Origin of the sequence: Micromonospora maris AB-18-032 (assembly GCF_000204155.1) — a bacterium.
Classification (GTDB): domain Bacteria; phylum Actinomycetota; class Actinomycetes; order Mycobacteriales; family Micromonosporaceae; genus Micromonospora; species Micromonospora gifhornensis.
Window position 1 is genome coordinate 2,791,052 of sequence record NC_015434.1, and the last position, 26,183, is coordinate 2,817,234.

24 protein-coding genes and 1 pseudogene are annotated in these 26,183 nt (G+C 68.4%); 19 read left to right on the forward strand and 6 right to left on the reverse strand.

The genetic code is table 11. The annotated features are described in order from the left end of the window. The first annotated feature begins 95 nt into the window (after window positions 1-95). Window positions 96-782: a hypothetical protein gene (locus VAB18032_RS12575; protein WP_013733213.1), complete on the forward strand. Its 687-nt coding sequence runs from the start codon at window positions 96-98 to the stop codon at window positions 780-782. 60 nt (window positions 783-842) lie between these two features. On the opposite strand, the gene VAB18032_RS12580 is transcribed toward VAB18032_RS12575, so the two are convergent. Then, window positions 843-1,352, reverse strand: a complete 510-nt coding sequence (locus VAB18032_RS12580) for an O-acetyl-ADP-ribose deacetylase (RefSeq protein WP_043720557.1) — start codon at window positions 1,350-1,352, stop codon at window positions 843-845. An 89-nt stretch (window positions 1,353-1,441) separates the two neighbouring features. Here VAB18032_RS12580 and VAB18032_RS12585 point away from each other — a divergent pair. From VAB18032_RS12585 to VAB18032_RS12605, 5 genes and pseudogenes are all read left to right on the forward strand, one after another. After that, window positions 1,442-1,801 (forward strand): annotated as a pseudogene (locus VAB18032_RS12585) (DUF4241 domain-containing protein); the annotation flags it as partial. Window positions 1,802-2,192: 391 nt separating this feature from the next. Beyond that, window positions 2,193-2,702: a protein-tyrosine phosphatase family protein gene (locus VAB18032_RS12590; RefSeq protein ID WP_013733217.1), complete on the forward strand. Its 510-nt coding sequence runs from the start codon at window positions 2,193-2,195 to the stop codon at window positions 2,700-2,702. 205 nt (window positions 2,703-2,907) lie between these two features. Beyond that, a complete protein-coding gene (locus VAB18032_RS12595; RefSeq protein ID WP_013733218.1) occupies window positions 2,908-3,291 on the forward strand; it encodes a PadR family transcriptional regulator in 384 nt (127 codons plus the stop codon). Next, complete coding sequence (locus tag VAB18032_RS12600; protein ID WP_148272260.1) at window positions 3,288-4,181, forward strand: hypothetical protein; 894 nt, start codon at window positions 3,288-3,290, stop codon at window positions 4,179-4,181. Before VAB18032_RS12595 ends, VAB18032_RS12600 begins: the two co-directional genes overlap by 4 nt. A 170-nt stretch (window positions 4,182-4,351) precedes the next feature. Continuing rightward, complete coding sequence (locus VAB18032_RS12605; RefSeq protein WP_013733220.1) at window positions 4,352-5,065, forward strand: class I SAM-dependent methyltransferase; 714 nt, start codon at window positions 4,352-4,354, stop codon at window positions 5,063-5,065. 295 nt (window positions 5,066-5,360) lie between these two features. On the opposite strand, the gene VAB18032_RS12610 is transcribed toward VAB18032_RS12605, so the two are convergent. Beyond that, window positions 5,361-6,104, reverse strand: coding sequence for a class I SAM-dependent methyltransferase (locus VAB18032_RS12610; protein WP_013733221.1), 744 nt, complete (start codon window positions 6,102-6,104; stop codon window positions 5,361-5,363). A 213-nt stretch (window positions 6,105-6,317) separates the two neighbouring features. On the opposite strand from VAB18032_RS12610, the gene VAB18032_RS12615 reads away from it, so the two are divergent. The 4 genes from VAB18032_RS12615 (at window position 6,318) to VAB18032_RS12630 (ending at window position 8,298) form a co-directional block, all read left to right on the forward strand. Next, window positions 6,318-6,641 carry a hypothetical protein gene (locus VAB18032_RS12615; protein WP_013733222.1) on the forward strand — a complete coding sequence of 108 codons (324 nt, stop codon included), beginning with the start codon at window positions 6,318-6,320 and terminating at the stop codon, window positions 6,639-6,641. Window positions 6,642-6,809: 168 nt separating this feature from the next. Next, window positions 6,810-7,181: an ArsR/SmtB family transcription factor gene (locus VAB18032_RS12620; RefSeq protein ID WP_043720559.1), complete on the forward strand. Its 372-nt coding sequence runs from the start codon at window positions 6,810-6,812 to the stop codon at window positions 7,179-7,181. A 202-nt stretch (window positions 7,182-7,383) separates the two neighbouring features. Continuing rightward, complete coding sequence (locus VAB18032_RS12625; RefSeq protein ID WP_013733224.1) at window positions 7,384-7,563, forward strand: hypothetical protein; 180 nt, start codon at window positions 7,384-7,386, stop codon at window positions 7,561-7,563. An 18-nt stretch (window positions 7,564-7,581) separates the two neighbouring features. Next, the gene (locus VAB18032_RS12630; RefSeq protein ID WP_043720562.1) at window positions 7,582-8,298 is read left to right on the forward strand and encodes an SDR family NAD(P)-dependent oxidoreductase; all 717 of its coding nucleotides are present in this window, start codon (window positions 7,582-7,584) and stop codon (window positions 8,296-8,298) included. Window positions 8,299-8,506: 208 nt separating this feature from the next. Here the strand turns inward: VAB18032_RS12630 and VAB18032_RS12635 are convergent, their stop codons facing one another. From VAB18032_RS12635 to VAB18032_RS12645, 3 genes are all read right to left on the reverse strand, one after another. Next, window positions 8,507-9,445 (reverse strand): AEC family transporter, encoded by a 939-nt coding sequence (locus tag VAB18032_RS12635; protein ID WP_013733227.1) that lies wholly within the window; start codon window positions 9,443-9,445, stop codon window positions 8,507-8,509. A gap of 412 nt (window positions 9,446-9,857) precedes the next feature. Beyond that, window positions 9,858-10,214, reverse strand: coding sequence for a hypothetical protein (locus VAB18032_RS12640; protein ID WP_013733228.1), 357 nt, complete (start codon window positions 10,212-10,214; stop codon window positions 9,858-9,860). After that, window positions 10,211-10,723: a SigE family RNA polymerase sigma factor gene (locus tag VAB18032_RS12645; protein ID WP_013733229.1), complete on the reverse strand. Its 513-nt coding sequence runs from the start codon at window positions 10,721-10,723 to the stop codon at window positions 10,211-10,213. Before VAB18032_RS12645 ends, VAB18032_RS12640 begins: the two co-directional genes overlap by 4 nt. Window positions 10,724-10,980: 257 nt before the next feature. Here VAB18032_RS12645 and VAB18032_RS31730 point away from each other — a divergent pair, with 257 nt between their 5' ends. The 7 genes from VAB18032_RS31730 to VAB18032_RS12680 all read left to right on the forward strand — a co-directional run bounded on the left by VAB18032_RS31730 (window position 10,981) and on the right by VAB18032_RS12680 (window position 19,654). Continuing rightward, the gene (locus tag VAB18032_RS31730) at window positions 10,981-11,889 is read left to right on the forward strand and encodes a hypothetical protein (protein WP_013733230.1); all 909 of its coding nucleotides are present in this window, start codon (window positions 10,981-10,983) and stop codon (window positions 11,887-11,889) included. Between the two features lie 82 nt (window positions 11,890-11,971). Continuing rightward, on the forward strand, window positions 11,972-13,873 hold the full coding sequence (locus VAB18032_RS30055; protein ID WP_013733231.1) for a WD40 repeat domain-containing protein: 1,902 nt from the start codon (window positions 11,972-11,974) through the stop codon (window positions 13,871-13,873). Further along, window positions 13,828-14,778 carry a P-loop NTPase fold protein gene (locus VAB18032_RS12660; RefSeq protein WP_013733232.1) on the forward strand — a complete coding sequence of 317 codons (951 nt, stop codon included), beginning with the start codon at window positions 13,828-13,830 and terminating at the stop codon, window positions 14,776-14,778. Before VAB18032_RS30055 ends, VAB18032_RS12660 begins: the two co-directional genes overlap by 46 nt. 125 nt (window positions 14,779-14,903) lie before the next feature. Beyond that, on the forward strand, window positions 14,904-15,692 hold the full coding sequence (locus VAB18032_RS12665) for an SCO2525 family SAM-dependent methyltransferase (protein ID WP_013733233.1): 789 nt from the start codon (window positions 14,904-14,906) through the stop codon (window positions 15,690-15,692). A gap of 148 nt (window positions 15,693-15,840) precedes the next feature. After that, complete coding sequence (locus VAB18032_RS12670) at window positions 15,841-17,763, forward strand: SCO2524 family protein (protein WP_148272261.1); 1,923 nt, start codon at window positions 15,841-15,843, stop codon at window positions 17,761-17,763. Then, window positions 17,763-18,692 (forward strand): SCO2523 family variant P-loop protein, encoded by a 930-nt coding sequence (locus VAB18032_RS12675; RefSeq protein WP_013733235.1) that lies wholly within the window; start codon window positions 17,763-17,765, stop codon window positions 18,690-18,692. Before VAB18032_RS12670 ends, VAB18032_RS12675 begins: the two co-directional genes overlap by 1 nt. After that, entirely contained in the window at window positions 18,677-19,654 is a 978-nt protein-coding gene (locus VAB18032_RS12680) for an SCO2522 family protein (RefSeq protein ID WP_043720571.1), read from the forward strand. The genes VAB18032_RS12675 and VAB18032_RS12680 overlap by 16 nt, the downstream gene beginning before the upstream one ends. Window positions 19,655-19,660: 6 nt before the next feature. Here the strand turns inward: VAB18032_RS12680 and VAB18032_RS12685 are convergent, their stop codons facing one another. Next, window positions 19,661-20,617, reverse strand: a complete 957-nt coding sequence (locus VAB18032_RS12685) for an SCO2521 family protein (protein WP_013733237.1) — start codon at window positions 20,615-20,617, stop codon at window positions 19,661-19,663. A 275-nt stretch (window positions 20,618-20,892) separates the two neighbouring features. Between VAB18032_RS12685 and VAB18032_RS12690 the strand changes: the two genes are divergently transcribed. After that, on the forward strand, window positions 20,893-25,107 hold the full coding sequence (locus VAB18032_RS12690) for a HEAT repeat domain-containing protein (protein ID WP_081476091.1): 4,215 nt from the start codon (window positions 20,893-20,895) through the stop codon (window positions 25,105-25,107). A gap of 107 nt (window positions 25,108-25,214) precedes the next feature. Next, complete coding sequence (locus tag VAB18032_RS12695; RefSeq protein ID WP_043724016.1) at window positions 25,215-26,021, forward strand: TIGR02452 family protein; 807 nt, start codon at window positions 25,215-25,217, stop codon at window positions 26,019-26,021. Window positions 26,022-26,183 lie beyond the last annotated feature (162 nt).

A 26,183-nucleotide genomic window follows, 5' to 3' on the forward strand; every position in this document is an offset into this window, starting at 1 on the left:
GGGTCGGATGTCGTGGGGCGAAACCTCCTTGCCGGACATGGATAGACTTCGCTGTCACGGGCTGCCGGGTCGTGTCCGGTGGTGAGGAGGACCCGATGACACCTGAACCGTGTACGGACGGCACGTTCCGGCACCTGTCCGTGGACCTCCACCCAGTGGGCGGCGGCGACGACGGCATGACGGGTTACACGCTGTGTTCGGCACCGCAGCGTCCGGTCCGAGGCGATGATCAGGCGGCGATCGACGTTCCTTACGACGCGTATCGCACTGACACGCACGTGGACATCGCCGCGTTGCCGCCGTGCGGAGAGTGCCTGCGGGTGGCAGCGTTGCTGGCCGACCCCGAGACCGCGCCGCCGCTGCATCGCAGTCCCCGGCCGGACCTCCCCTCTGAGTTGACCGGTGAGGTGATTCGGCGTCTCCTGGACACCGACATCGCCACCGGTGCCCCACCCGGTCGGCGGGCCGCCGTGCATCTGCTGACCTTCACCGCAGTCCCGGATCAGCCGGGCTTCGCTGACCTCGTGGAGCGCCTCAGTCTGCTGTGGGGCGCGGATGGCACCGTGGAGATGGGGCAGGTCCGCGATTGGGAGGCAGTGGTTCGCTTCGCCGCGACTGCCGATGTGCCGGACCGCGACCGGCAGATGATCGCGTTGGCAGCGAGCCTTGCCGGTAGGCCGTCGGTCGACCTCGACGCCGCCGCCAGCTTCGTCGATGATCCGGCGGCGGCCCGGCGGGTGATCGAGGCGATCGCGATCGCCTCAGGTGACGGCGACCGGTAAGAGTTACTGAGAAAACGGCCCCGAACGCCCGCACCGCCGCCCGCAGCAGTGTCGGACGGATCAACCCGTGGCTGTCAGCGCGGCTTGCAGATGCTCGCGGGCGTCTTCGTCGAACGCGACGAGTCGTACCCGTTGGACGTTTGTCGCCGTTGACCTGACCGTTGCTACGGCGATGCGGGCTGCCTGGTCGGCAGGGAAGCCGTACACGCCGGTGGCGATTGCCGGGAAGGCGATGCTGCGGGCGCCGAGTTCGTCGGCGACCTGCAGGCTCCTGCGGTAGCAGGAGGCCAGGACGTCGGCCTCACCGTGGCCGCCGCCCTCCCAGATCGGTCCGACCGCGTGGATGATGTGCCGCACCGGTGGGTTGAGGTCGAAGGCCGGGGTGGCCATCGCGTTGCCCGGCTCGCAGGGGCCGATCGCACCCCCGGCGCGTGCCAGACGAGGCCCGGCAGCCTGGTGGATCGCGCCGTCGACACCACCGCCGCCGAGCAGTGACTCGTTGGCCGCCGTGACGATGGCGTCCACGTCCTCTCGCGTGATGTCACCCATCACAACCTCGATGATTACCACGGCAGAATCGTGACACACCGCTGGCGTGCCGGTCATGTCACTGGCGGTGAGCAGCTTGCCCGCCGGCCCACGACCCGCGCCACAGTCGAGTCAGCGCCGCCCGCCTCGACGTCAGCGACCGGCCCACCGTGCGGTGGGAGTTGGCCCTGCGCGATGGCCAGGACCCGATCGATCTGGGCTATCAGCAGTACTTCGGTTTCGGCGTGGACGCCGGCATGGCCTGCTTCGTCGACGCGGACGCCAGCGAACGGATGAAGGATGTCTGGCTGACCCTCGACGGCCTGGTCGATCCCCGGCACCGCACGATCGACTCCGGAGCTATGGTCGCGTGGTCCAGCGGCTGGGGTGACGGCGCCTACCCGACCTGGATCGGCTATGACAGCGCCGGACACGTGACCTGCTTTGTCGCGGACATGCTGCTGTTTCCCACCGACAACGACGAGGACTGACCGGAAGCACTCGTGCGCCGAGACCCATCAGCGGGCCCAAGCCCGAAGCACTGTTCCTTACGTTCGCCGTTGGAAACCTCGTCCTACGCCGGTGGGCCGACCGCCGGCTACGAGCAGGCAGAACGCTGCCGGGACCACTCCGAATGCTTCGTCTGTTCGTCAGCCACCCCCAGCTCTTCTTCGGTGCACTGTTCACGCAGATCACGATCGGCGTCCTGCTGTTGGTCACCGCCATTGTCACGGCCGATCGTTGAGATCGGCTCTCCCGTCGAGCGGCCAGGCGGAGACCGGTTCCGGGGGGCTCACCGCTCCAGCCGGACATCCCTTCTGCCTGGTCCCACGTCGACCCTGACAACGACCCCCGCCCTCCCGATCACAGGCAGGCCATCACATGCGACTCACGCCCACCCTGTACCGCATTCCGACGCCGTCACCCGGGCAGTTGAGCACGATGCCACGACCGCGCGGCGACGACTGGCTCGACGACGAGATGATCGCCCTGCGCGACCTCGGCGTGGATGTCCTGGTCTGCCTGCTCACCCCGACCGAGGCCGCTGAACTCGGCCTCACCGGAGAGGCCGCCGCCGCCACCAACGCCGGACTGGAGTTCCACGCCCTCCCTGTCGACGACCTCGGTGTGCCCGACCGTGCACTGGCACAGCCACTACTCGACCTCCTGCATGACCGGCTAACCGGGGGACGGCACGTCGCGGTGCACTGCCGCGCCGGCATCGGAAGGTCATCGCTGATCGCCGCGGCCTGCCTCCTCCGGCTCGGCGCCCCCCTCGACGACGTCTGGAAGGTCATCGGAGAAGCCCGAGGCGTGAGCGTGCCGGAAACCGACGAGCAGCGACACTGGCCGCTCACGTCGCACGTAGCGCCGGTCGACCGGGACCGCTGACTTCCGTTCCAGGATTTCGACACCAGTGGACCCGTGCTTTGCTCGGCGTCGGATCGACGCGCTGCCGACTGCGGTGTACGGCTGATGAGGGAGCCGGCAGTTCCCGGAGGGGCGTGCTCGGCCGTCCGCTGGGGACGATCAGGTGAGGCGACCACGCTGGACAGTCATCTTGGCCAGATACTCATCCTGGCTGTATATTCAGGTTATGCGATCGACTTCGCGTCCCGCGCTGCGGGAACCGTCGTACTTCGTCCTTGCGGCTCTGATCGGTGGCCCGCTCCACGGTTATGCCGTGATCAAGCGGGTGGCTGAGCTGTCCGACGAGCGGGTGACACTCGCTGCCGGTTCGCTGTACTCGGTGATTGACCGGCTACTGGGCGAGGGACTCATCGCCGCCGACGGTGAAGAGATCGTCAACGGGCGTGCCCGTCGCTACTACCGGCTCACCGACGAGGGCTACCGCGTACTCGCCGAGGAAGCCGACCGGCTCGCCCGGGCCGCCCGGGTGGTCATGGATCGTCTGCCGCACCGGAGCTTCCCGCTGGGAAGCATCGATCACCCTTCTATCGTGAGGACCAGACCAGCATGAGTTCTGATGTTCTGGAAAAGCGGTACCGCATGCTGCTGCGGGCCTACCCGGCCGGTTACCGCCGGGAGCGTGCCGACGAACTGATCGACACGTTGATCGGCGACGAACCGACCACCCGCCGCTGGCCCAGCATCCGGCAGGCGGCCTCACTGATCCGGGGCGGCCTACGGGTGCACGGCGGCAGCACCGCGGCCCGGCCCACCGCCGTGCTGCTCTGGCAGGGGCTTCACCTGGGCGCCATGGCGGTGCTGGCGCTGGGTGTGCTCATCGGCTTGAACGACATCGTCGGGACGTTCCAGTTCGGCGGAATCTCGGACCCCCTGCACGTCCTGCGCAACGAGGGCATCCAGACTGTCATGGCGATCGCGGCGCTGGTGGCACTCGTCGCGGGCCACGACCGCACTGCTGCCGTCCTGGTGGTGACTGCAGTGGTGGTGCCGACCGTGATCTCTCCGTACCTGTTCCTCAACGGACTGCCGCAGTGGTGGGCACCGGTCGTCGCCGCGCCATTGGTCATCGCGGGCCTGCGGCGACCGGCGGACGTACCGCCCGCCCCCCGGGCCAACGCGCTTCTGGTCACCGCCGGCATACTCGCCCTGCATCTGATCCCGGTGGAAGGCTACCGTCCCGCCCCTGTGGGTACGCAGATCATCACCGTCGCCATGGTGATCGTCGGTGTAGCCGTCTTCCTGTGGGTGGCGACGGCCGACCAGCGACTGCTGATCGCCGTCGCCCCGACCCTTCTGCTGGGCACGCTGCATCAACTGGGCTACACCGGAACGGGGGAACTGCTGAGCCGGCCTGACGCCCTGCCGTCCCTGGCCCTCGCGGTCGTCATGGTGGTCGTCGCGGTCGTCTCGACTCGGTTGCGGCAGCGTACCCGCGCCTGACCAGCCGCCGGGCGGTCCGACCACGGCGGGGGTCAGCACCGTGCCTGCCCGGGTACGCGGGAACTGCCGCCACGTGCGGGGCAGGTGGCGTGGCGCAGAACGAGGATCCCCGCGTTCTGCGCCACGCGCTTGGAGTGATCAGCACCAGCTCCGGCAGGTACCCTGGGCCGGTGTTCTCGCCTCACGGTCCGTCTCTGCGGGAACTCTGCGTCCAGGCGTTTTCTTCGGTCGAGCGCGGCTATGACCTGCTGGCCCCGAAGTTCGACCACACGCCTTTCCGTACGCCGGACAGCTATCTCCGCGCGACCGCCGACGCGTTGTCCGAACTCGGGCCGTTCGACCAAGGGCTGGACGTGTGCTGCGGCACCGGGGCGGGCATGGCGGTGCTCAGGTCCGTGTGCCGCATAGGCATCACGGGCGTGGACTTCAGCGCCGGCATGCTCGCCCAAGCACGCAGCGCCCACCCGGACGCCACATGGGTTCAGGCCGATGCCCGTGCCCTGCCGTTCACCGGAGGCTTCAGCCTGGCCGTCAGCTTCGGAGCGCTCGGGCACTTCCTGCCCACCGAGCGACCGGCCCTCTTCGCGGGCGTCCACCGCGCGCTGCGGCCCGGCGGGATCTTCGCCCTCCCGATCGGTGCACCGCCGCCACCGACCTCGACCGCGTACTGGGCCGCGCTCGGCTTCGACCTGGCCATGCGGGTACGCAACACCGTGTGGCGGCCCCCGTTCGTCATGTACTACCGGACCAACCCGCTAAGCGCAGTCCACGACGACCTGACAGCGGCCGGCTTCACCGTCACCACCGTGGACCTGACCGCCCTGGGGCAGCGCCGCGACGGCAACCCACGGTGCCGGCTCATCCTCGCTCAACGACCACACTGAACACACGCGTCCGTGAGTTCCGCGTAGCGATGGTGAGGGGCACCGGCCCTGGTGCGGACGGAGACTGGCGCCGCGTTGCTATGTGGAATCGCGCAGTGGGCGGGGCACCGGGTTGCCGTCGATCGACCATCGCTGCTGGTTTCGCCGTGGCGGGGAGCACGACGACCCGGACGCATGGATCGATAGCGAGATGGGCGGCGACGTCTACGGCCGATTGGGACCCGTACGCGACATAGATCTGCCGGAGACGGTGGATCGGCACGGGCACGACCGTCGCAACGGTGAGTGGAGGACGTCACCGTCGCTCGGCGATGAGGATTTCTGTGTCACCGGGCCAGTCCCAGAACAGGCCACTCGCCGGCGACGCATGCTCCAGCAGGATCCGAAGCTCTGCGATGAACTCGTCCAGCCTGGACCCGAACAGGTGGGGCGCAGCGAAAGACATCGACAGATAGCCGGCGATGACGCCGTCGACATCACGGACGATGTCGGGCCGTCCCGGTGCGTAGACGACGCGCGGCCTGCCGAAGCGCGTGCGGGCAAGCGTCTGCTCAAAGCGCTCCGTCTGGTAGGCCGTTGCTGGTCGGGCACCCGAGCGCCGCTGCCGGCCGAGGTAGGCGCTCAGGAGCCGATCGACGTCGTCATGAGCGATGGGCGGCATGTCCGGCAGTTGCTGCGGTGCCGGCCGGGTCGGGTCGTGGACGATGAGCACGATCGCCCCACCCGGTTCCAGCGCGTCCCAGACGGCTTCGGCGACACGAACGCGGTCGGTGCGATGAAACGACTGCCCGAACGTCACCGTCCGCATCTGCGGCAGCCTCAGGTGGGGAAGGTCCTCAGCAGTGGCCCGGACGAAGTCGACCCCTGCCACCCTGTCGGCCGCAGCCCAGACGCGGGCCTCGGCGAGCATGTCCGCATCCGGCTCCAGCAGCGTCACGTGCGCGAAGAACGGAGCGAGTTGCAGCCCCACCGTGCCAGGCCCACTCCCGACATCGAGCAGTTGGCCGCTGCCGTCGAGCCCCAGCTCGCCTGCCAGCACCTCGCCCAGCTGAGCCGAGTAGGGCGGCCGCCCATGCCGGTAGTACGCGCGGCACCCTTGAACTGGGTCGGGTCATACACCCGAACAGTCTCGCAACCCATCACACCGTACGGACGCGCCATGACGTGGAGCCACCGGATCTACCGCAGACTCTACGCACGCCGGCAGCCCTGCCTCGAGCTGTTTCGCCTCCGCCTGGGAGATCATGTCGGCATGGCCAGCATCGTCGAGATCCACGTCCCGTTGACACCAACTCCGGGTCTTGACCCGGACGCCTACGCGTTTCCCTGGATCGACCAGGTCGAGGACTTCTTGGTCGACGTGGAAGACGAAGGCACGATCGAGGTGTACGACGACGGCGAGCAACTCGGCGACGTGTACGTCTTCTTCATCACCGCAGCGACCGAGGCCAGCCTGCTGACCGCCGCATCACGGGTGGCAACTCTCGACGGCGTGCCGACAGGCGCGTTCGCCATCGTCACCGATGAGGGGGCGCCGGACGGAACCGGACGACGAGTCGACCTCCCGGTCGCCTGAGAAGCCGGCTACGCCCCCGCGCGCACCCTGAGCCCCGGCGCAAGGTGCTAGAAGGCCCACTACGTAGATCATCATGTGCCGGGACACGGCAGAAGCGGTGGGCTCCCACACGAGCTCCGGGTGATCCTGCCCTCGTTCAGCACCTGATTTATGGGGTTTGCTGCAACGATGCATGGCGTGGGAACTGTGAAGACTGCGACGCCCGCCATCTCGCCTCTGTCCGGCGAGCCGATCAAGCGTGCCGATGCCGAACGGCTCGCGGGGGTGCTGAAGGCGTTCGCCGACCCGGCCCGGCTGCGACTGCTCAGCCTGATCCAGTCGGCCCCAGAGCAAGAGGCGTCGGTCAGCGACCTCACCGAGCCTCTCGGGCTCTCCCAGCCGACTGTCAGTCATCACCTGCGGATCCTCACCGAGGCCGGCCTGCTCGAGCGTGACAAGCGCGGCGTCTGGGCGTACTACCGCCTCGTGCCGTCGGCCATCGCCGCGGTCGCCGACCTGTTGACCCCGCCCCGCAAACGAGCAACGAAGAAGTCCCGCTGACCGATGCCATGGAAGACCGGCCGCAGAGACGGCTGCCGGTGCGACAACTCACCGGCACTGCGGCCGGACGGTAGCCTGGCGCTGCGCAGGACGACCTCAAGGCAGCCATTGAGGAGCTTTACCAAGCATTCGGGCATGTTCAGCTGACCGGCCAGGTGGACTACTGCAATCACTGCGTGGCTCCGGAGCAGGTGGAGGCTCGATGGCATCGACCGGGGCCCACGATCGGTTCTGGATCGATGTCGACCGGTGGCTCCGAGGTCCTGACCCACGTACCCTGCTGATGACGGCCCGCATGGATGCCCGCGACCCATCGGTCCTCGACGAACTCAGCAGTGCCGACGGCTCCCTCGCGTTCTTTGTTGACCTCAACCAGAGTTGAGGTGCTTCACTGCCTGTCGTGGATCTTGATGGTGTGCGTGTCGTCATCACCGGTGCGGCACGGGGTACGGGGCGACTTCTGGCCGAAGCGTTCGCTGAACGCGGCGCACAAGTCTTCCTCTCGGCCCGCGATCTGGGGGCGGCCGAGCATGTTGCGGATGCGATCAACCGGCGAGGGCCCGGTCGGGCTGATGCGTTTCGCTGCGACCTCGCCGTACCGGATTCGGTGCGTGTGTTCGCCGCAGCCGTGGCCGGCCGGACGAGTCACCTCGATGTGCTGATCAACAATGGTGCCGCATACATCGAAGGTGAGGACCTGGCAGACGTTTCCGACGATGTGATCGACAGCGTGATGGCTGCGGGCGGGACCGGCACCGTGCTGCTGACCAAGCACCTGTTGCCGCTGCTGCGCGCATCGTCGCGGCCCGACATCGTCAACATGATCTCCGCGTGCGGTGAGGTGGGGCACCGCCGTTCAGGCGCGCATCCCGCGTTCTACGCGGCCAAGCACGCCCACGCCGGGCTCGCTGAGATCCTGTCGCACCGGCTCCGGCCAGAAAAAATCCGAGTGATTTCCCTGTTTCCACCGGACTTCGTCCAGGACGGGCCGCGGCAGGCGGACAGCGACCTCACTGCACGGTCAGTCATCGACTGCGTGCTCTTCGCCGTCGGTCAACCACGAGACTGTTTCATCCGCGAGTTCCACTTCGAGCAAGTGCGGAATCCACACGCGTGAACACCCGTCGTGCCAGACAGCCCGAACAGACAGGAATTCTCGGCGCAGGTCAACGCGCGCTCTCGCCCGCGACCCGCAGACCATGATGTCGACCCGTTCCGGCGGCTTGACTCGCCGCGCGTTGACCTGCAAGAGGGCGACTTCTGCGAGGTCTTGATCCCGCCCACCGACGTCGTCGTCACATGGACCGCTCGCTCAGCTGACGGGCCTACCCGAGCAACGCCGCCGCCGCGGCCAGGGTCGCCAGGGACAGGGTCGTGGTCACCACTACCGCCCGGTTGGCCACCGCCTCGCCGACGCCGTACTCCTGGCCGAAGATGAACGTGTTCTGCGCGGTCGGCAGCCCCGCGCACACCACCACAGCGAGCAACTGCGGCGCGGACAGGTGCAAGGCCAGCCCGGCCGCGTACGCGATGACCGGCTGCGCGACGAGCTTCAACGCGGTGATCACCGCAAGCTCGGTCACCCCGACCGGCTCGGCCGGCTTGACCTCTGCCGGCGACGGCACCGTGTGGTGCAGCGACGCGCCGAGCGCGACCAGGGCGGTCGGTGCCGCGGCGCCCGACAGCAGGGTGAGCGACGCGTCGACCGCCGACGGCAGTTGCAGGTCGGCAGCCGAGCACGCGACGCCGAGCAGGGAGGCCAGGATCACCGGGTTGCGTACCGGCAACGAGGCGATACGGCGGATCCGTACCCGCCCGGCCGGGTCGCTGTGCCGGTCCAGGGCGATCAGGATCACCGGCGCTACCACCAGCACCTGCAGCAGCACCACCTCCGCCAGGAACGACACGCTGCCGAGAACCTGCGTGGCGATCGGGATGCCGAGGTTCGCCGAGTTCACGTATCCGGCGACCATGCCCCAGATCGGCCGTTCGCTGGGCTCGCGACCGAACAGCCGGCTCGCGCCGACCCACCCGAACCCGACGACCGCAGCGGTGCTCACCCCGAAGGCGAGCAGCGAACGGCCGGCGAACCCGGAGAGCGGCATTCGGGACAGGGCCAGGAAGAGGGCGGCCGGCATCGCAAGATGGAACACGAACCGACCGAGCACCGACGCCCCCGCCTCGCCCAGCAAACCCCACCGACAGGCCGCGTAGCCGACCGCGGTGAGGATCCAGATCGGCACGAACGCCGACACCAAGCTCATACAGGCGTCACCGGCAGGCGGGCAACGCACCGGCCCAGGAACCGGCAGGCACCCGGGGTGTACGAGTCGAGAGAACTGGTGATGATCTCCACCGGGCGAGGATGTCATCGACCTGCCGCAGGGTGAGCCCGGTGCCGTGACACTCCACAGCGCTGCCGCCGGCCCTCAGATACACCGACGCATCCGCAGTGCGCAGTGAGCCGCAGGGCGACCAGAGATCGTCCATAAGTACGTCGATCGGGGAGCCACGCGTTCAGCCTCGCATCCCCTCCGGACCGAGCACACGCCCGCTCTCGCACGGCTCTGACGGGCCGATCCCCACGTGCACATCGCCGCCGAGCGCAGACGTGCGGCGAGCCCGGCCGTGGCCGACTCCGGTCCGAGCCGAAGCCGCGCACCGATGCTCCTGGGGTTAGAAACCCGTGCCCGGACCCTTCGGATCCAGCGGCGGGGAGGGGTCAGGGCTGATCGGGACAGGGCTGGGGTGGTCCAGCGGCGGGGAGGGGTCAGGGCTGATCGGGACAGGGCTGGGGAAGTCCATCGGTGGCTGATCGGCGGGAGCGGACGGCGGGGCGTCCCGGCTCACCGCCAACGCCAGTGGCGTGCCGACCATGAGGGCGGCGACGACGCCCGCCACCCCCACCGAGACGGTGAGGGTACGACGCCTGCGCGCCCGGGCGACGGCGGAGTCTGTCAGGTTCATCGGAACTGCCTCCTCGGCAAGATCGGTGAGGGTGGATCGGATGAGGTCGTCGATCGGGGTGTTCATCGCTTCAGCTCCAGCACGAGTTCGGCACCGGGCAGCACCTCACGCAGCCGGCTGACCGCTCGGTGGGTCCGGCTGCGGACCGTCCCGACCGAGCAGCCGAGCACCTCGGCCACCTGTTGTTCGGGCAGGTCCTCGTAGTACCGCAGGACCAGCACCGCGCGTTGCGCCACGGGAAGGCGCAGCAGAGCTGCCCGCATGGCCAGCCGCAGGTCGGCGTGGCCGCTGTCGTCCGGGTGTTCCCGCTCGACCGGCGAGCCGACAAGCGTCTCCCGTAGTCGTCCCCGGCGCCGCCACCAGCTGACCCGCTCGCGGTACATCACCGCGCGCACGTACCCCTCGGGGTCCTCGTGCCGGATCGTCGGCCATCTGGCATACGTCTTGGCCAGCGCCGACTGCACCAGATCCTCGGCGGCATGCTGGTCGCCGGTGAGCAGGTACGCCGCCCTGATCAGGGCGGCGGTCCGGTTCTGCGCGAACTCACCGAACCTGGCTCTCGCCTTGTCGTCCAACCGCTCAGCTCCGTCCCGTACGCCTCATTCACCACCACAGACGCACGGGATCGCGCCCGCTATCCACGAAATGTGTGCCATTCCAGGCGGGCCGATCCCTGCAGGTCGGCGGGTGGGCAATCGGCGCGGCCTGTCCGACGTGATCGTCACGTGGGACGCGTTGACTATGGCTCCTAGGATGAGTTCCTTGGCGGATGATTCCGCCGAGATTGCGCCAACGACATCACTCCTTGGTCGGGGTTTAGGGTGGTCATCGAATGCGCGACCTCAAGAGGTTTACGGCTGACTGGGCAATCTCGGTTCTGGGCACGCTGGTCTCTCTCGTCGCAATCGTCGCCACGTTGCTGGCTGGCATCAGCGGGCCGATGAGCGTCGCCCTGGGTCTCACGGGCGTGGCCACGAGCCTGTTGTTCGGGATGATGCAGAAACTCAACGAGATCAAGGAGGAGCAGGCCCGCGCGCACCGCGAACTTGACCAGGGCTGGACGCGAACTGAGTCTGCCCTTCGCTCGGTTACCGAGACGTACGATTTCATCAGCAGAGGCGCCAACCTCGGACTGTTCGACCCCGAGGTCAAGCGGCTGGCGAAGATCGGGCAGGCCAGCCGCGCGGAGAAGCTCGATCACATCCTCGTGGAGCAGGCCGTGGCGCGGGTACGAAACACTCTGGACGACTTGTCCGGCCTCGCCGACGGCCGCCTGCAACTCGACTTCACGTACTCCAATGTGCTGCTGGACTTGATGCGTTCCGCCACAACCGAGGTGCTCGGCTCGAGCCCGGCCGAGGTTGAGGACGTGTGGTGGCAGCTGCCGCTTTACCGGGAGTATCTGGAGATCCAGCGCTCGCTCATCGCCGACCGCGGTGTGCGAATCTCCCGCATCTTCATCTCCGAGAACGTGACCCCGAAACTCTACGACCTCATGGAAATTGAGGCAAATATCGGGATTAACGTCAAATGGGTGCAGAACCGCCGGATACAGAAGTCGCTTCGCGAGTCGTTTGTTGTCATCGACGGAAGGATCATGCACCGGACCGTGTCGATGTCGGACCATGACGACGACAATCACTTTTCGCAGAATGCTGCCGATATCGCGAGCTACGCCGGCAAGTTTCACCGGCTGCTCCCATTTTCCCAGGACCTGGCCTCCGTACGGCCGCGGACATGATGGAAAGCCGGCAGCCAACCAGCGCTTGAGCCTGGTTGTTCGTATCCTGGAGTTGCTGTCTCGTCCCGACTGGAGTCGTCTGGTGGACACCGCCTGGGTGGCGGCCGAGCGCGGTGGGGTTGGCGCGCTTGAGGCGCTGCAATGCTCCGACGGCACAACCTGGCTGGTCTCCGGCGGTACCGACCACGTCGTTCAGGTGTGGCAGGTGGCGCAAGGACGGGCGACGCCGATGCTCAGGTTCACGCATGCCGCTGAGGTGCTCGCGCTCGCGGTGTGGGAGGGCCAGGCCGGAGCCCGGGTGGCTTGCGCCGGCAGTGGTGGCGACGAGGGCGGTGGCTACCTCGGGGTGTGGGATCTCGTTACGGGTGCGCCGGTCGCCCAGGCCTGGCGGGCCCACGACCGGTGGATCCCGGACATCGCCACGTGGATCACGCACGACGGGTCGGTCCGGCTCGTGTCAGCTGCGGTGGACGGCACGGTACGACTATGGGACCCGGAGACCGGCGCGGCACTGGGCGACCTGACCGTGGCCGGCTCCGGCCCGGTCAATGCGCTCGCGACGTGGACCGATCCGGCAAAGGGCGCCCGCCTCGCCGGCGGAAGCGAGGAGGCCGGGATCCTGGTATGGGACCTCGACACCGGCGCGCTGGTCAACCGACTCCCGGCCAGCCGGGTATGGAGCCTTGCCGCCTGGACCGCTCGGGACGGCACGCTACGACTGGCATCCGGCCACACGGACGGAATGATTCAGATTGTCGACCCGGAATCCGGCGACGTGAGCGCTTTGTCGTCGGCCGGGCATGCGGGCTGGGTGCACAGCCTCGCCACCTGGGTCACCACCGACGACGGCCACCGGCTGGCCTCGGCCAGCATGGACGGCACCGTACGGATCTGGGACCTGGAGATCGGCGAGCCGGTGGGCCAGCCGCTGACCGGGCATATCGGCGGGTCGGAGAGTTCGATGACGGCGTGGACGGGTCCGGAGGGCCACGGCTACCTCGCCGTCGCGGCGGCGAGTGGCACGATCCGCATCTGGGACACCGATGCCCACCGGGTGGTCGACGAGCCTCGGACGTCGCACAGCGCCGGTGTTTGGGCGGTCACGAGTTGGCGTACCTCGGAGGGACGTACCCATCTCGCGACGGCCGGAGACGGTGGGAGCATCCGGATCCGGGACGCGGACACCGGCACCGAGGTCACCGCTCCGCTGGTCGGGCACACGGCCGCAGTGTGGTGCCTGGTGAGCTGGTTCGACGAGCATGGTCGGATCCAGCTCGCCTCGGCCGGCGATGACGGCACCGTTCGGATCTGGGATCCGACTGCGGGAACGGAGCAGGCGGTCCTCACCGGGCACGCTGGCTGGATTCCGGCCCTGGTGCACTGGACGGACTCGGATGGACGGCCGCGTCTGGCCTCCGGTGGTGCCGACGGCACCGTACGGGTGTGGGATCCGGCAACTGGTGCCGCCGAGCAGGTAGTTGACTGCCGCCCACATCTGCGGTGGGTCCTTACGCTGGCCGTGTGGCCCCGGTCCGACGGGCGCACCTGCCTCGGCGTCGGCGGAGACGACGGGATCATCCGGGTACACGTTCTCGGCGACCGAGCGCGGCCGTGGCTCTCCCTCGATGGACAGATCGGCTGGGTACGGTCGCTCACCACGTGGACCGGACCGGACGGCCGGATCCAGCTCGCGTCCAGCGGTGTCAGCGGGCTCATCCGGATCTGGGACGCGGAGTCCGGCACGCCCATCGGGCCGTCCCTCACCGCACACGCCGGCGCCGTCCGGTCGCTGGTCACCTGGACCGATACCGCCGGCCGTCCGATGCTCGCCTCCGCCGGCTCCAACGACAGCACGATCCGGCGGTGGGACCTTCAGTCGGGGACAGCCGTCGGTGGGCCGATGACCGGGCACACCGGCGGCGTGTGGAACCTGGACGTGTGGACTTCGGAGGACACGACATCGGGGAAGTCATCGGCGACCTGAGTCGGGCCGGATACGAGTTGGTCGTCTTTGTTGACGACATCGACCGCTGCCGGCCGGGCACCGCTGCGGAGGTGTTCGAGGCGATCAACCTGTTCCTCTCCGGGGTCACCACCCGCCAAGGCTTGCGCGCACGGTTCGTTGTCGCACTCGATCCCGAGATCATCGCAGCGCACCTCGACAACGTGTACGCCGCACTCGGCGGATCCGGCGTCGCCCGGTACGGCGACGACCCGAGCCCGGGGTGGGCCTTTCTGCGCAAGCTTGTTCAACTCCCGGTGGTGCTCCCGCAGATCCCCGAACCAGCAGTCGGCGAGTTCGTCGACCGAATCACCGCGCCGGCCCCACGTCCGGCCTCCGTCCCGCCCACCGCCGCACCGCCCGTGCCGGCGCCGCGTTCGAAGCCGGCAGTCGAGCTCCGAGGGACTCGATCCGCCCCCGTACCTCCAGCAGCCATTCCGGTGGAGACGGTGCCATGGCGGACCATCGAGCGGCATCCTGAGGTCAGTAGCCTGATCGCGCGCCGGCTGGCCGCGCAGCCCAACCGCTCCCTGCGCGAGGCCAAACGGCTGCTCAACGTCTGGCAGCTCTACGAACGCCTGCTTGCCTCGGGCGAGCCGGTCCCCCCGGACCAGGCGATCCGTCGCGCCCGCCACCTCGTACTCGTCGCCGAGATCGTCACCCGGTGGCCGGCGTTACAGCGCCCGCTGCACCGCTACCTCGACCCGACGGCCCGCGGGCTCGACCTGCTCGCGAAGACCGCCGCCGCCGACGCAGCCTGGGCAGAGGCCGTCGAGCGGCTCGGGATCGACGTGGATGTGCATGCGCACGCACTGGCCGGCCTCCGCCAACTCCTCCGCGACCACTGCGATGCTGAGCTCCTCAAGCTCACCCGAGCGCTCTTCTGACGCTGTCCGCGGTGACGTGCCGTCACTTGCGGGCAGGTAACAGGTTCGATACACAATGGCCAGTGCACCGAGCGCGCCGGAGCGAGAACCCAGTGTGATCCGCTGAGACCGATGGAGGCACGTCCATGGCGTTGACCCCGGAGGCCGGCGGTCGTGGCGATTCCGCGTCATCCGTGCCGATGCAGTCCCCGGGGCCGGTGAACACCGAGGTCGAGTGGGACAGGTTCGACCCGCAGGCCTATGTCCGGCACAACTACGCGGACCTGCGCTCCGACGACCGGGAGCTGCTCCGCCGAACCCGGGACTTCTTCGCCGCAGCGAAGCTGACCGACGCGCGTTGTGTCGACGTCGGATCGGGCGCCAACCTCTATCCGGCCCTGACGCTCCTGCCGTTCGCGCGTGCCATCGATTTGTGTGAATTGTCCACGTCGAACGTGCGCTGGCTGCGTACGCAGGTCGACGGCTACGACGAACTCTGGGATCCGTACTGGCAGGTCTGCGTCGAGCATCCGGCGTACGCGGCGCTGTCGGATCCGCGACAGCGCCTGGCTCAGGTCGGCCAGGTCTGCCGGACCAGCGTCTTCGACCTGCCGCAGCACACCTGGGACGCGGGCACGATGTTTTTCGTGGCCTGCTCCATCTCGGCCGACCGGGCGGAGGCCGAACACGCCGTCGCCCGGTTCCTGCGGGCGCTGCGTCCCGGCGCACCCTTCGCCGTGGCCGTCATGCTCGGATCCGTCGGATACCGCGTCGGCCTGCGCTCGTTTCCGGCCGTGGCGTTGCACCGCGCCGAGGTGGTGGCTGGCATCGCGGCCGGCGCGTACGACGTGACCGTCCACGAGGAGCGCCCTCGACCGCCGTTGCGCGACGGATACCAGAGCATGCTGCTGACCACCGGCCGCACCCGCGGATAGGCGCCGGCGACTGTCATGGAAGCCCCCGACCGGATGCCCCGGTCTGCCGCGTGGAACCCTGCACCATGTCCTGCGGCTCGCTGACATGCGGGTGGCAGAGCGTCTCCGGTGACACTCGACCGGCCCGTTACCATGACACTGCACATCCGTGCCGGTCATCGTGGATCACCGTGCGCACAGCAACACCAGCAATTCCGAGTCGGCGACTACATGCAGACGGCGGTGGATCATGCGGATACAGCCGCGCCAGGAGATCCTCGACATCTGGCGGGCCACGGTGCGGAGCTGCTGGGAAAAAGGCGAATGGCACTGGGGCGGCCGAAGCGGTAGCAATTCCATAAATGATGCCGAGCAACTGCTGACCTTGCTCCTGCCCGCATCGAAGATCCCTGCGCTGTCGCTCGACGACCCCGACCGCGCCGACGACGAGGTGATCGAGGCCCTCAACTCCCTCGGCGGTGCGATCGAAATACCCCGCCGGCTGGTCACCGTCATGATCGATTACTTCCGGCGGTACACCGCCGAGGACGGCACGCCCGTCTTCGGCGGCGGCGGCTACCTCACCCCCGTCGAGGGCGGCCCGGAGCTCACCGAGGAACAACGGTCCCAGGACATCGTCGACTCGTTCGCCGTCTCCGTCACCCTCACGCTGGCGACCATCGGTTTCGTCAAGGTCTACCGCAGTGCCACCCAGCGACGGGAACTGCTCGCGCAACTGGACGAGTTGGAGACGATGGCCAGCATTCGGCTCACCGCCGCCATGGTGGGCCTGCTGCGTAGCTTCAGCACCTTCGTCTTCACCTCCACCGACGAGTACGGCCGACGACTGTGCGACATGGTCAACCAGGACGAGCTACCGCGCCGGGAACTCGTCGCGGCGCTGCGCGAGCAGTTGCGAGACACCATGGCCAGTCTGCGCAGCGTGGTCATCGGGTCGGGCCGGGTCACCGAAGACCTCGACAACAGCGACATGCTCTTCGAATGCGGCTGGTCGTGGGGCATCATCGCCGGCGCCGAGGAAGTCCCCACCAGCGAGTCGATCGGCCGGCAACGCGAAGGCTCGGCCGAGAATGCCCCCTACCTCTACTTCACGGTCATCGCGATGGATGCCATCGAAGACCTGAACTCCGAACGTACCCGCCTGCTCGGCCTGCTCAACGAGGAACAACAGCGGTTGTCCCGGGCGCTGCAGCTACGCTGGGAGCTGACCCGGACCTACTGGGCGACGGTGGCGACCTTCGGCAACCGTCGGCGATGGCCCATCGAGGACATCCCGTGGCGCACGACCGACGGCGACCGCACCGACTACTACACCCTCCAAGCGACGTCGCTGGCAGTCAAGGGACTGCTCGCGGTCGGACGGGGCGGCGACGAGGAACTCGGCCGCATCGCCGCGGTCCTGGTGGAACTGGCCCAGCGGGCCCGCGTCACCCGACGCGCAACGCCCGGCGAGTCAGCGCTGCTTGTGCACACTCCCGGTAAGCGGGTCACCCTCAACGACGACACGTCCAAGCCGATCATGACGTGGGTCGTGAACGAGTTCTCCACCGTGCTGCTGCAGCGGGCGATCACCGTCGCCGGTCTGCTGAGCAACGCCCGGCGGCGCAGCGAACTGCTCGAGTTGGCCGACGAGGTGTGGGACCACCTGCTGCTGCGCCGCATTCCCGACGGCCGGCACCGAGGGCTGTGGGACCATGCCGGCGGCGCTTTCCCCGGGCTGGCTCCCAGGCCGGAAGCGCCCTCCTGGTATCTGACCGCGCGGGTCGTACAGGCGCTGGTCAACGCCGGTCAGCTGCTCTGGGATCGGCCCTTCCCGCGCGCAGCCCGGCTCTCCGGGTACGCGCAGGATCTGATCGACGAAGCGGAATACCTGTTCGACCGGGAGTTGATGCGCGGCACGTTCGCCGGCGAGGCGATGCAACGCAGCATGCGCAGCATCCGGGCGAGCCTGCGCCAGGCGCAACTGCTGGTGGACGAACGCCCGGGCACGGCGGCCGCCCTGGCGAACACGCTGCTGCTCCTGCTCAACGACGTTACTACCGGGCAGCAGAAAGCCAGCGAGGGGATCTGATGCTGGTCTTCGTCACGTCGCACAAGGGTGGCACCGGTCGTTCGGTGACCGCCGCGAACATCGCCTACCGCAGCGCCCTGTCCGGCCGTCCCACCTGTTACCTGGACTACGACTTCGGCTCGCCTACCGCCGGCATCACGTTTCAGATCCCGGACGCCGTCAACGGGGTGGAGGGCGCAGGACCCAACAACGGCGGCCTGCACCGCTACCTGCGCGGAGAAATCCCGTTTCCCGAGCAGTTGGACGTGTGGGGTAGCTCGGAACGGGCCAGCCTGCGCCAGCGACCGATCGGTTCGGGTCCGTTGGTGCTCCTACCCGGCCAGCGCAACGGCAGTGAGTTCGGGTTCACCAACGACATCGCCAAACGCTGCGCCGAGCTCTTCCTCCGACTGGAAGAGGAGTTCGACCTGACCCTCGTGGACCTCAGCGCCGGCCGGTCGTACGCCAGTCAGATGGTGCTGGCTGCCACCGCGACCCCCGCGCTACGCAAGGTGGTCGCGCGCTGGTTGGTCTTCCATCGCTGGACTCCTCAGCACGTCACCGCGGCGGCTGATCTCGCCTTTGAGGCGGGTGGCATCCTCGCCATGGCCAAGGAGTACGGCCACGAGCCGGAGCGGCTGCGGGAGTCGCTGCGTTTCATCCGCACGGCAGTGATCGACTCCCGCGGCCCCGAGGTCGGCCACCTCGACCTCGCGCAGCAGGCATTCCTGCGCAAGTGCGACACGGAACTGTCGGAACTGGCCCGCCGTCGAGGTGTCGGACGCACGACGCTGCTCGGCGCGGTACCGCTGGACCCGCTGTTGCAGTGGCGCGAACAGCTCATCTCGGACCATGACGTACAAGCCAAGATTGCGAATGTGAAGACGGTGGACGCCATCGTGGAGCTGACCGAAAAGCTCTTCGACGAGACCGCATGGGAAACCGTGTGATCGACGTGGATGTCAGGTTCCAGGAGGCAGCTGCGGTGCGTCGGACAGAGAGCGTGGCGTACTCACATCTGTCGGTCGAGTTGGGCCACTTCTACGCGGACGACTTCGGCAGCGGCTGCCAGGACCTGCGGCGCAGGTTCGCGCGCATCGCCGACTGGTCACCGGCGATCCCGGCGCTGGCCCGCCAGGGACTGTCGGCCCCGCGCCAGCCGCGGATCAGCACCTGCTTCATGGTGGACGATTACTTCCACCGGTTCGGCTCACCCCGCGAGGTGATCCCACAGGTGCAGAGTGCCGCGGCAGAGCTGGGCCTGGTGTTGGACTACGTGGCTCGGGAATCCAGCTTCGCCCGTCACGGCGGCGTCGAACTCGCCCAGATGGTGGTCGACACCCTCGTGGTGGAGCCACCTCGGCACACCACCGGAAGCCGGCCCCCGCTCAGTGAATCCGGGTGGCTGTCCAACGGCATGCGCTCACCCGGGTACGTGGACGCGCCGGCGATGACCCTGCCTCGCCCCTGGTCCCCGCCGGTGCAGTCCGGTGACCCCCGGCACTCGATCTTCGTCGACATAGAGCTGTGGTCCGACGAACCGCAGACCCGGGAGTGGGCGTGCGCGCTGCTCGCATCGGTCTGGCAGATGGCCCGGCTGGGCGTGCTGCGACACCGCGGGCAGACCCTGATGCAACCCAGCCGGCTCACCGGCGAGCTACCCGCCGACTGGGACGAGTTGCCTGCGATCGTCCAGCTCAACCCGACCGCCGCGCCGTTTTGCGCGTACCGCACACTGACCCTCATGGACACCCAGTACCTGCCGGTCGAGCTGGCGGTACGGACCATCCTCGGTCAGGTGGCGGTACCGCCGGCGGTCGCGCAACAGATCACCCGGCGCGCCGGTGGTGAAGGCCTGGACCTGCCCAGCGAGCTCGTCGACCGGCTGAGTTACGTGTTCATCGGCGGGTGAGTGTGCTCAGCGCCCACATGGCTGGTCGACCGACATGCGGCTCGCCAGGTCACGCAGTAGCGCCAGGTTGCCCACACTGATCTGATCGCGGATCCAGTTCACCGACGAGTTCCACTGGCGGCTGAATCCGGGCACCTGCTCCAACCGGTCCCAGATCGGCCGCAGTCGCGGGTCGACCCGCGCGCCCGGCAACCACAGATGTAGCAGGTGCTCCAACACGGGACGCAATCGCTCGACATGCTCCTGCCCGTTGCCCGACCGGGTGACAACGGCCTCCATCAGGGATGAGAGCGTGGTCAGCAGCCAGTCGTGCAACGCGAGGTCCTCGCAGAGACCGGCCACGGCCGCCGGCACGTCCTGCGGGGCGAGCACCAGTTCGACCGTACGCAGGGTCGGGGAGTCCACGGTGACGATGGCCGAAACCTCCCGGTCCGGCTGCTGGCCCACCTGCGCGGTCCAGCGCAGCCGGGTACGCGCCGCACGCAGCGGCGGACGCCGGTCCAGCAGGTCGGACATCTGCACCCCGTCGAGCACCCGCCCGGTGATCGCCTCCAGGTTCAGCACGTCCGCGTCATTGCCGTGCAGGAACCCCGAGGTCAGGTCGGCGCTGTCCAGCTTGCCGACCGTCTCCAGGACGCCCGGGTTGGCCAGATAGTGCGACCAGGGCTGGCGGCGTTCTCCGGCGACGACCTGGATGACCGACGACGCCTGCACGATTCGGCCACCGGTGATGATGGCCCGGGTGACCACCGCGCCCACCCCCCGTAGCCTCCTCCGCCTGGCGCTGGGCAGCCAGCAGTCCACGCCGGTGCGCACATCGGGCGAGACCGCATAGAGCGACGGACGGCGGGATGTCAGCACGGCCTCGCCTTCGACCAGGCTGAGCACCTCCGAACTCTGCTCCTGAACCAGCGCCGTGCTGTGTTGAAGCAGGTTGGTGTGCACCTCACCGAAAGTGATCATGGCTTCCTCCGCATCGCCGTCCGCCCGCAATCATCCTGCGGAATGCGACCCCCGCTGATTACCCTCGCCGTGACCTGCGCCGACACCGACCCCTTTGAGGTAACGGGACCCGGCGAAAACGGAATCGACCAGCGGGTCGGCATCTGCCCTGGGGGCATCATAGGCCCGACATCGGCGGGAATCCTATGGCGGCGGAGCGTCACCGGCCGCACGAAGGTGACGACGACTGATATTTTCGATAGTGCGGACGCCAGCTACCCCTGGAGTTGCCGTTTATGAAGGTCTACCTTTCGGCCACTCAGAAAGACCTGCTGGAATATCGCGCTGCCGTACACGCAGTGGCACGCCGTCTGGAGATCGAGGACGTCGCCATGGAAGCGTACGGTGCCGACGTCCGACCACCGCTCGACCGCTGCCTGGCCGACGTACGCCGCTGCGACCTCTACATCGGACTTTTTGCCTGGCGCTACGGATTCCGCCCGCCCGGTCAGGAATCCTCCATCACCGAACTGGAGTACCGCGAGGCACTCGCGGCCGGAAAACCCTGCCTGGTCTTCCTCCTCGCCGAGGAGACCCCCTGGCCGGTCGACCAGGTCGACCGGGGCGCCGACGGCGAACGAATCGTCGAACTGCGCCGCGAACTCAAGGAACGACACCTGTGCGCCTTCTTCACCAGCGTCGACGACCTCACCGCCAAGGTCACCGCAGCGCTGGCCGACGTACGCAGTGGACGCTCTCCCGCACGTGGACCCGCCGATCCGGACACCCACCTACCCGAAGCCGTACGCAGCCACTACCACAAGCAACTGGCACTCAGATACCAAGCCGTCCCGGTCGACGCCGTCTCACCACGTCCCACCATCGGCTACCTCACCGTCGGACTGCCGAAATTGTTCGTCGAGCCCCGAGTACACGAGGAAGCCCGCCCGGAGATGCCACTGGCCTGGTGGCGATGGGCCGGCACCACATCCGACGGCGACACCAGCGGCCTACCCGGCGTGGTGAACCCGGAAGAGCTCGAACGACTCTGGGAGGAGTACGCGGCCAAGGACGCGCTCTCGCTGTTCGACGTGGTCTGCGACCCCGGCCGCCGAACGATCGTCCTGCTCGGCGACCCCGGCTCCGGCAAGTCAGCGGCCGCACAGTACCTGGCACTGGCACTGGCCGGAGCCTGCGACGAACCGCGACTCGCGGCGCTCAACCAGTACCTGCCCGTGCTGATCGAGCTTCGCTCCTACGCCGCGCACCGCGGCGACGGCCGCTGCGACGGCTTACTCGACTACGTCGGCCACCGCCACCAACAGGGACTGACCGGAATCGACCAGGAGGTGCTGGAGTCATACCTGCGCCAAGGCGGCCAGGCCCTCTTCCTCTTCGACGGACTCGACGAGGTGTTCGACCCGGCCCAGCGCGAAGAGGTGGCCGCACAGATCGCCACCTTCGCCAACGAGTACCCGGGAGTGCTGTCAGTGGTCACCTCACGGGCAGCCGGCTACCAGCGACACACATTCGCCAACGCCGGGTTCGACCACTTCACCCTCGAAGACCTCGACGACGAACAGATCACCCAGTTTCTCGACAACTGGTACCGCTACGTCATGCCCACCCCAGCTGTCGAAGCACAACGGCAACGACGACAGCTCCTCGACATGCTGCGCAACTCCCGAGCGATGCACGAGATCGCCGGCAACCCCCTCCTGCTGATGCTCATGACGATCGTCGGCCGCAGCCACCCCCTGCCCCGCAACCGACGCCGACTGTACGCACACGTCACCGACGTCCTCATCTCCGAGTGGGACGTGACCAAACAACTGCGGGAGAGCCACGGCGACGTACCCTCGCTGGACCTGCAGGCGAAGCGCCGACTACTGCGTCACCTGGCATTCCACATGCAGTTCCGGGAATCGGGACCAGCAGGCAACTACATCGACTCTGACGAACTGGGCCGCGTCTTCCGGGACCACCTCGTCGCGTTCTACGGTTTCGAGAACGAGCGGGCGCTCGCCATGGCCTACTCGATGATCGAAAAACTGCGTCACCGAAGCTTCATCCTGGAACGATACGGACTGCGACTGTTCGGGTTCGTACACCGCGCGTTCCTGGAATTCTTCTGCGCCGAGGAGATCGTGGACAGGTTCGAAAACGACCCCGGTGCCTGGGACCTCGACCGGCTCCGCGCCCTCTTCCGCGAACACTGGGCCGACCCGTCCTGGCGAGAGGTGCTGCGCCTCGTCGCCGGTGCCCTACCCGCCCGGATCGCCAACGAGCTGATCACCCTGCTCGCCACCGAGACCACCCAACCCTGGCCGCCGCTGAACCTGACCGCCCCGCCCTGGAACCTGGTGCTGGCCGCACAATGCGTGGCCGAAACCCCACAGCCCGCCGAACTGACCGCTGCAGGTAACGCCGTGCTGTGCCAGATCGTCCTGCTTGTCGAACACGGCATCTCCGCCGACGACCCCAACCTGACGGAGCTCACCGAACAGGAACTGCTCTCGTCGGTGCGGGCACTCGGGCCGAACTGGCCCGGCCGGCACACCTTCCTCAACTGGTACCGCCGCCGCGGAGTACGCACCAGCTGGCGCTCCGGCTCCACCTTTGCCACCCGGATCGCCGCAGCGCTGTCCACCACCGAGGAACACCTGGAGGAACTGCTGGTCCGGGAGCTCCAGCACGGCCGCGAGCGGCAAGCCCACCTCGCCCTGGTCGCCGGGCTCGCCGAAGCCGCCGGCCGGCTGAACGCCACCGACGGCGACCGTCACCGCTACCGGGACATCCTGATCACACAGGCCAGAGCCGAGGTCTCCACCGCCGTTCGGCAGGCCGCCGTACGGGCCCTGATCACTCACTTCGGCGCCGATGCCGACCTCATCCACGAGCTACGCGACCTCACCGACTCGCCCGACCCCGCGATCCGCGCGCTGGCCGTACAGTCTCTCGGCGGTCGGGCGGAACTCAGCGACAACATCCGCCACGTCCTGCTCCGGGCCACCGAGGACAACACCACCACGGTACGACGGGCGGCGGTCGCCGTGCTCACCGCGCGCGGCACCGACCTGCCGGACGCACCCGGCACCCTCCAGCGACTACTGGCCACGGACTCCGATCCCGCAGTCGTGCAGGAGGCGCTGACAGCCCTGCTGGCCCTGCCCGAGCACGCCGAGACCGCCCGCAGTCGCGCGCTACAGCGAATGACCGGCGACTCCCCGGACGAGGTGCGGCGCTGCCTGGTGACCAGACTGCTGCCGGGACGGGCCGGCCCGGAGCAGACCGAGCTGTTGCTGAAGCTGGCCGGCTCAGACAGCTCCGCCCGGCTCCGCGCCACCGCCGTACAGCGGTTGACGCTCGTGCCAGACCCGGACGGCCGCTGCCGGGCCCGGCTGATCGATCAGATTGAACAGGACGAGGACGCCTCCGTGCGGGCTGCCGCCGTGACCGCACTGATCGACCGGGACAGCACCGACGACGCCTGCTGGACCGTGGTGGCGCGGGCGGCTCGCGCCGACGAGGACGCCACCGTGCGCCTCGCCGCGGTACGCGCCCTGGCCGAGACCCACCCAGACCCGCGTACCGAAGAGCTACTACTGGCCAGCGCCCGACGCGACCCGACCGCCAGCGTCCGGCTCGCCGCCGTCGACCTGCTCACCGGCCGACAACTGTTCGGCCGTGCCACCCGCGACCTGCTCATCAGCCGAGCCTTCGAAGAGCGCGACGCGCTCGTCCGACTGCGGGTCACCCGAAGCCTGGCCCGGCTCGCCGACCCACCCGACCCCGCCGTACGGGAGTGCCTGGCCGAACAGGTCAGCCGAGATCCCGACCCGAACGTGCTGCGCGCGGCCGCCGACGCACTCGCCCGGCACGGCGAGACCGACAGCCTTGTGGAAACACTGTGCCGGCGAGCCCGCCGGGACAGCTACGTCGGTATCCGGTTGGCCGCCGTGCGGACGCTCTGCCGATACGGCAGTCCCGACGTGGTGACCGACACGCTGCTGGAATGCGTCGAGTCAGACACCGACCCGACCGTGTTCGACGCCGCGGTCTGCTGCCTCACCGAGCAGGGGAGCGCCTCCATGGCGGTGACACTGCGACTGATGCGCCGCCTGTCCGACCAGGACCCCGCGATCCGTGCCCGCATCGCCGCCGCGCTCGGCGAACACTTCGGCACCGACCCCGAGGTTCAGGTGCTGCTCGTCGGACTGGTCCGCGACGACCCGGCCCTGGAGGTCCGGCGCCGAGCGGTGGAACAACTCGGCGCGACCCTGGCCGGCCGGGCCGGAGTGCCGGAGCTGCTGCTCCGGCTGGCCGCTGACAACGACTGGGAGATCCGCCGGACCGCATTGCTGGCACTGACCCGACACCACTACCGAGACACCCGGACTCGAGAGCTGCTCATCCGGCTCGGCCGCGAGCGGGACGACGACACCGTACAGCGGCTGGCCGGGCAACTACTCGCCACGCTGCCCGACATCACGCCCGACGACTTTCCGTGATCCACGGCCTCGTGCAGGGCCCGGGAAACCGCTTGTCGGCAGCCGCGCTACCTGCCTAGCCTGCTGGCTGTGCGGACCCTTCACCTTCCGACTCACCGGGTGTGCCGGTGAGTGGTCGTCTTCGTGAGATCGCTCGGCAGACGGTGGCGATCGCCGAGTCGGGAGGCTATCGCAACGCCGCCGGTGATGAGGTCGTCATCGGCGAGGCGGTACGTGCCGCAGTCGCCGGCACGCGCCATCATCTGCCGAACGAGGTCCTCGCGGTGGGAAACGCGGCGCCTGGCGCGGGTGAGGTGGAGGTGACGTACGAGTCGACGTTGCAGGCGGCCTACCGGCTTGGGCCTGGGGCGGCCTGTCTGGTGTTCGCGTCGGCGAAGAACCCGGGTGGCGGGTTCCTGGGCGGGGCGAAAGCGCAGGAGGAGAGCATCGCCCGCGCATCGGCGCTGTACCCATGTCTGCTTGCGGCACCAGAGTTCTACACGTTCCATCGAGGACAGCGGGATCTGCGGTACAGCGACCGCGTCATCTACTCCCCGAACGTGCCGGTGTTCCGTGACGACAAGGGCAACCTGCTCGACCAGCCGTACACCACATCGTTCCTGACCGCTGCGGCGCCGAACCTTGGCGCGATCCTCCGCAACCAGCCCGAGCACGCGACGGACGTACCAGCGGTGCTGGTCCGGCGCGCCCGGCGGGTGCTGCAGGCCGCGGCGGCGCACGGGCATCGGACGCTGGTGTTGGGCGCGTGGGGGTGCGGCGTGTTCCGTAACGACCCCGCCGCGGTGGCCGGTGCGTTCGCCGACGCGTTGGAGATGGTCGACCGATTCGACCGCGTGGTGTTTGCCATCCGCGATGGTCTGCCGGGCACACCGGTGTATCGCACCTTCGTGGAGCGCTTTCCGGAACTGCCGTGAAATCGGCGGCTGGGAGCGCGGACGCACGCCCTCAACAGGCGGACTGCGGCGGCGCTGCTACCCGACGCCGTCCGCAGGCATCTCGGCTCCATCGAGATCCGGCAGATCCTTGCTGACGACGGCTGGCTGCCGCCGAGCGGGACGATATATCGATCTCCTCGC

Bases quoted from the DNA above. Each gene is read 5' to 3' on its own strand.
- VAB18032_RS12640 (WP_013733228.1), bottom strand. From the start codon at position 10,214: ATGAACACCCCGATCGACGACCTCATCCGATCCACCCTCACCGATCTT.
- VAB18032_RS12615 (WP_013733222.1), top strand. From the start codon at position 6,318: ATGGCCAGCATCGTCGAGATCCACGTCCCGTTGACACCAACTCCGGGT.
- VAB18032_RS12665 (WP_013733233.1), top strand. From the start codon at position 14,904: ATGGCGTTGACCCCGGAGGCCGGCGGTCGTGGCGATTCCGCGTCATCC.
- VAB18032_RS12620 (WP_043720559.1), top strand. From the start codon at position 6,810: ATGCATGGCGTGGGAACTGTGAAGACTGCGACGCCCGCCATCTCGCCT.
- VAB18032_RS12595 (WP_013733218.1), top strand. From the start codon at position 2,908: ATGCGATCGACTTCGCGTCCCGCGCTGCGGGAACCGTCGTACTTCGTC.
- VAB18032_RS12635 (WP_013733227.1), bottom strand. From the start codon at position 9,445: ATGAGCTTGGTGTCGGCGTTCGTGCCGATCTGGATCCTCACCGCGGTC.
- VAB18032_RS12680 (WP_043720571.1), top strand. From the start codon at position 18,677: ATGGGAAACCGTGTGATCGACGTGGATGTCAGGTTCCAGGAGGCAGCT.
- VAB18032_RS12575 (WP_013733213.1), top strand. From the start codon at position 96: ATGACACCTGAACCGTGTACGGACGGCACGTTCCGGCACCTGTCCGTG.
- VAB18032_RS12685 (WP_013733237.1), bottom strand. From the start codon at position 20,617: ATGATCACTTTCGGTGAGGTGCACACCAACCTGCTTCAACACAGCACG.
- VAB18032_RS12625 (WP_013733224.1), top strand. From the start codon at position 7,384: ATGGCATCGACCGGGGCCCACGATCGGTTCTGGATCGATGTCGACCGG.
- VAB18032_RS12590 (WP_013733217.1), top strand. From the start codon at position 2,193: ATGCGACTCACGCCCACCCTGTACCGCATTCCGACGCCGTCACCCGGG.
- VAB18032_RS31730 (WP_013733230.1), top strand. From the start codon at position 10,981: ATGCGCGACCTCAAGAGGTTTACGGCTGACTGGGCAATCTCGGTTCTG.
- VAB18032_RS12690 (WP_081476091.1), top strand. From the start codon at position 20,893: ATGAAGGTCTACCTTTCGGCCACTCAGAAAGACCTGCTGGAATATCGC.
- VAB18032_RS12600 (WP_148272260.1), top strand. From the start codon at position 3,288: ATGAGTTCTGATGTTCTGGAAAAGCGGTACCGCATGCTGCTGCGGGCC.
- VAB18032_RS12675 (WP_013733235.1), top strand. From the start codon at position 17,763: ATGCTGGTCTTCGTCACGTCGCACAAGGGTGGCACCGGTCGTTCGGTG.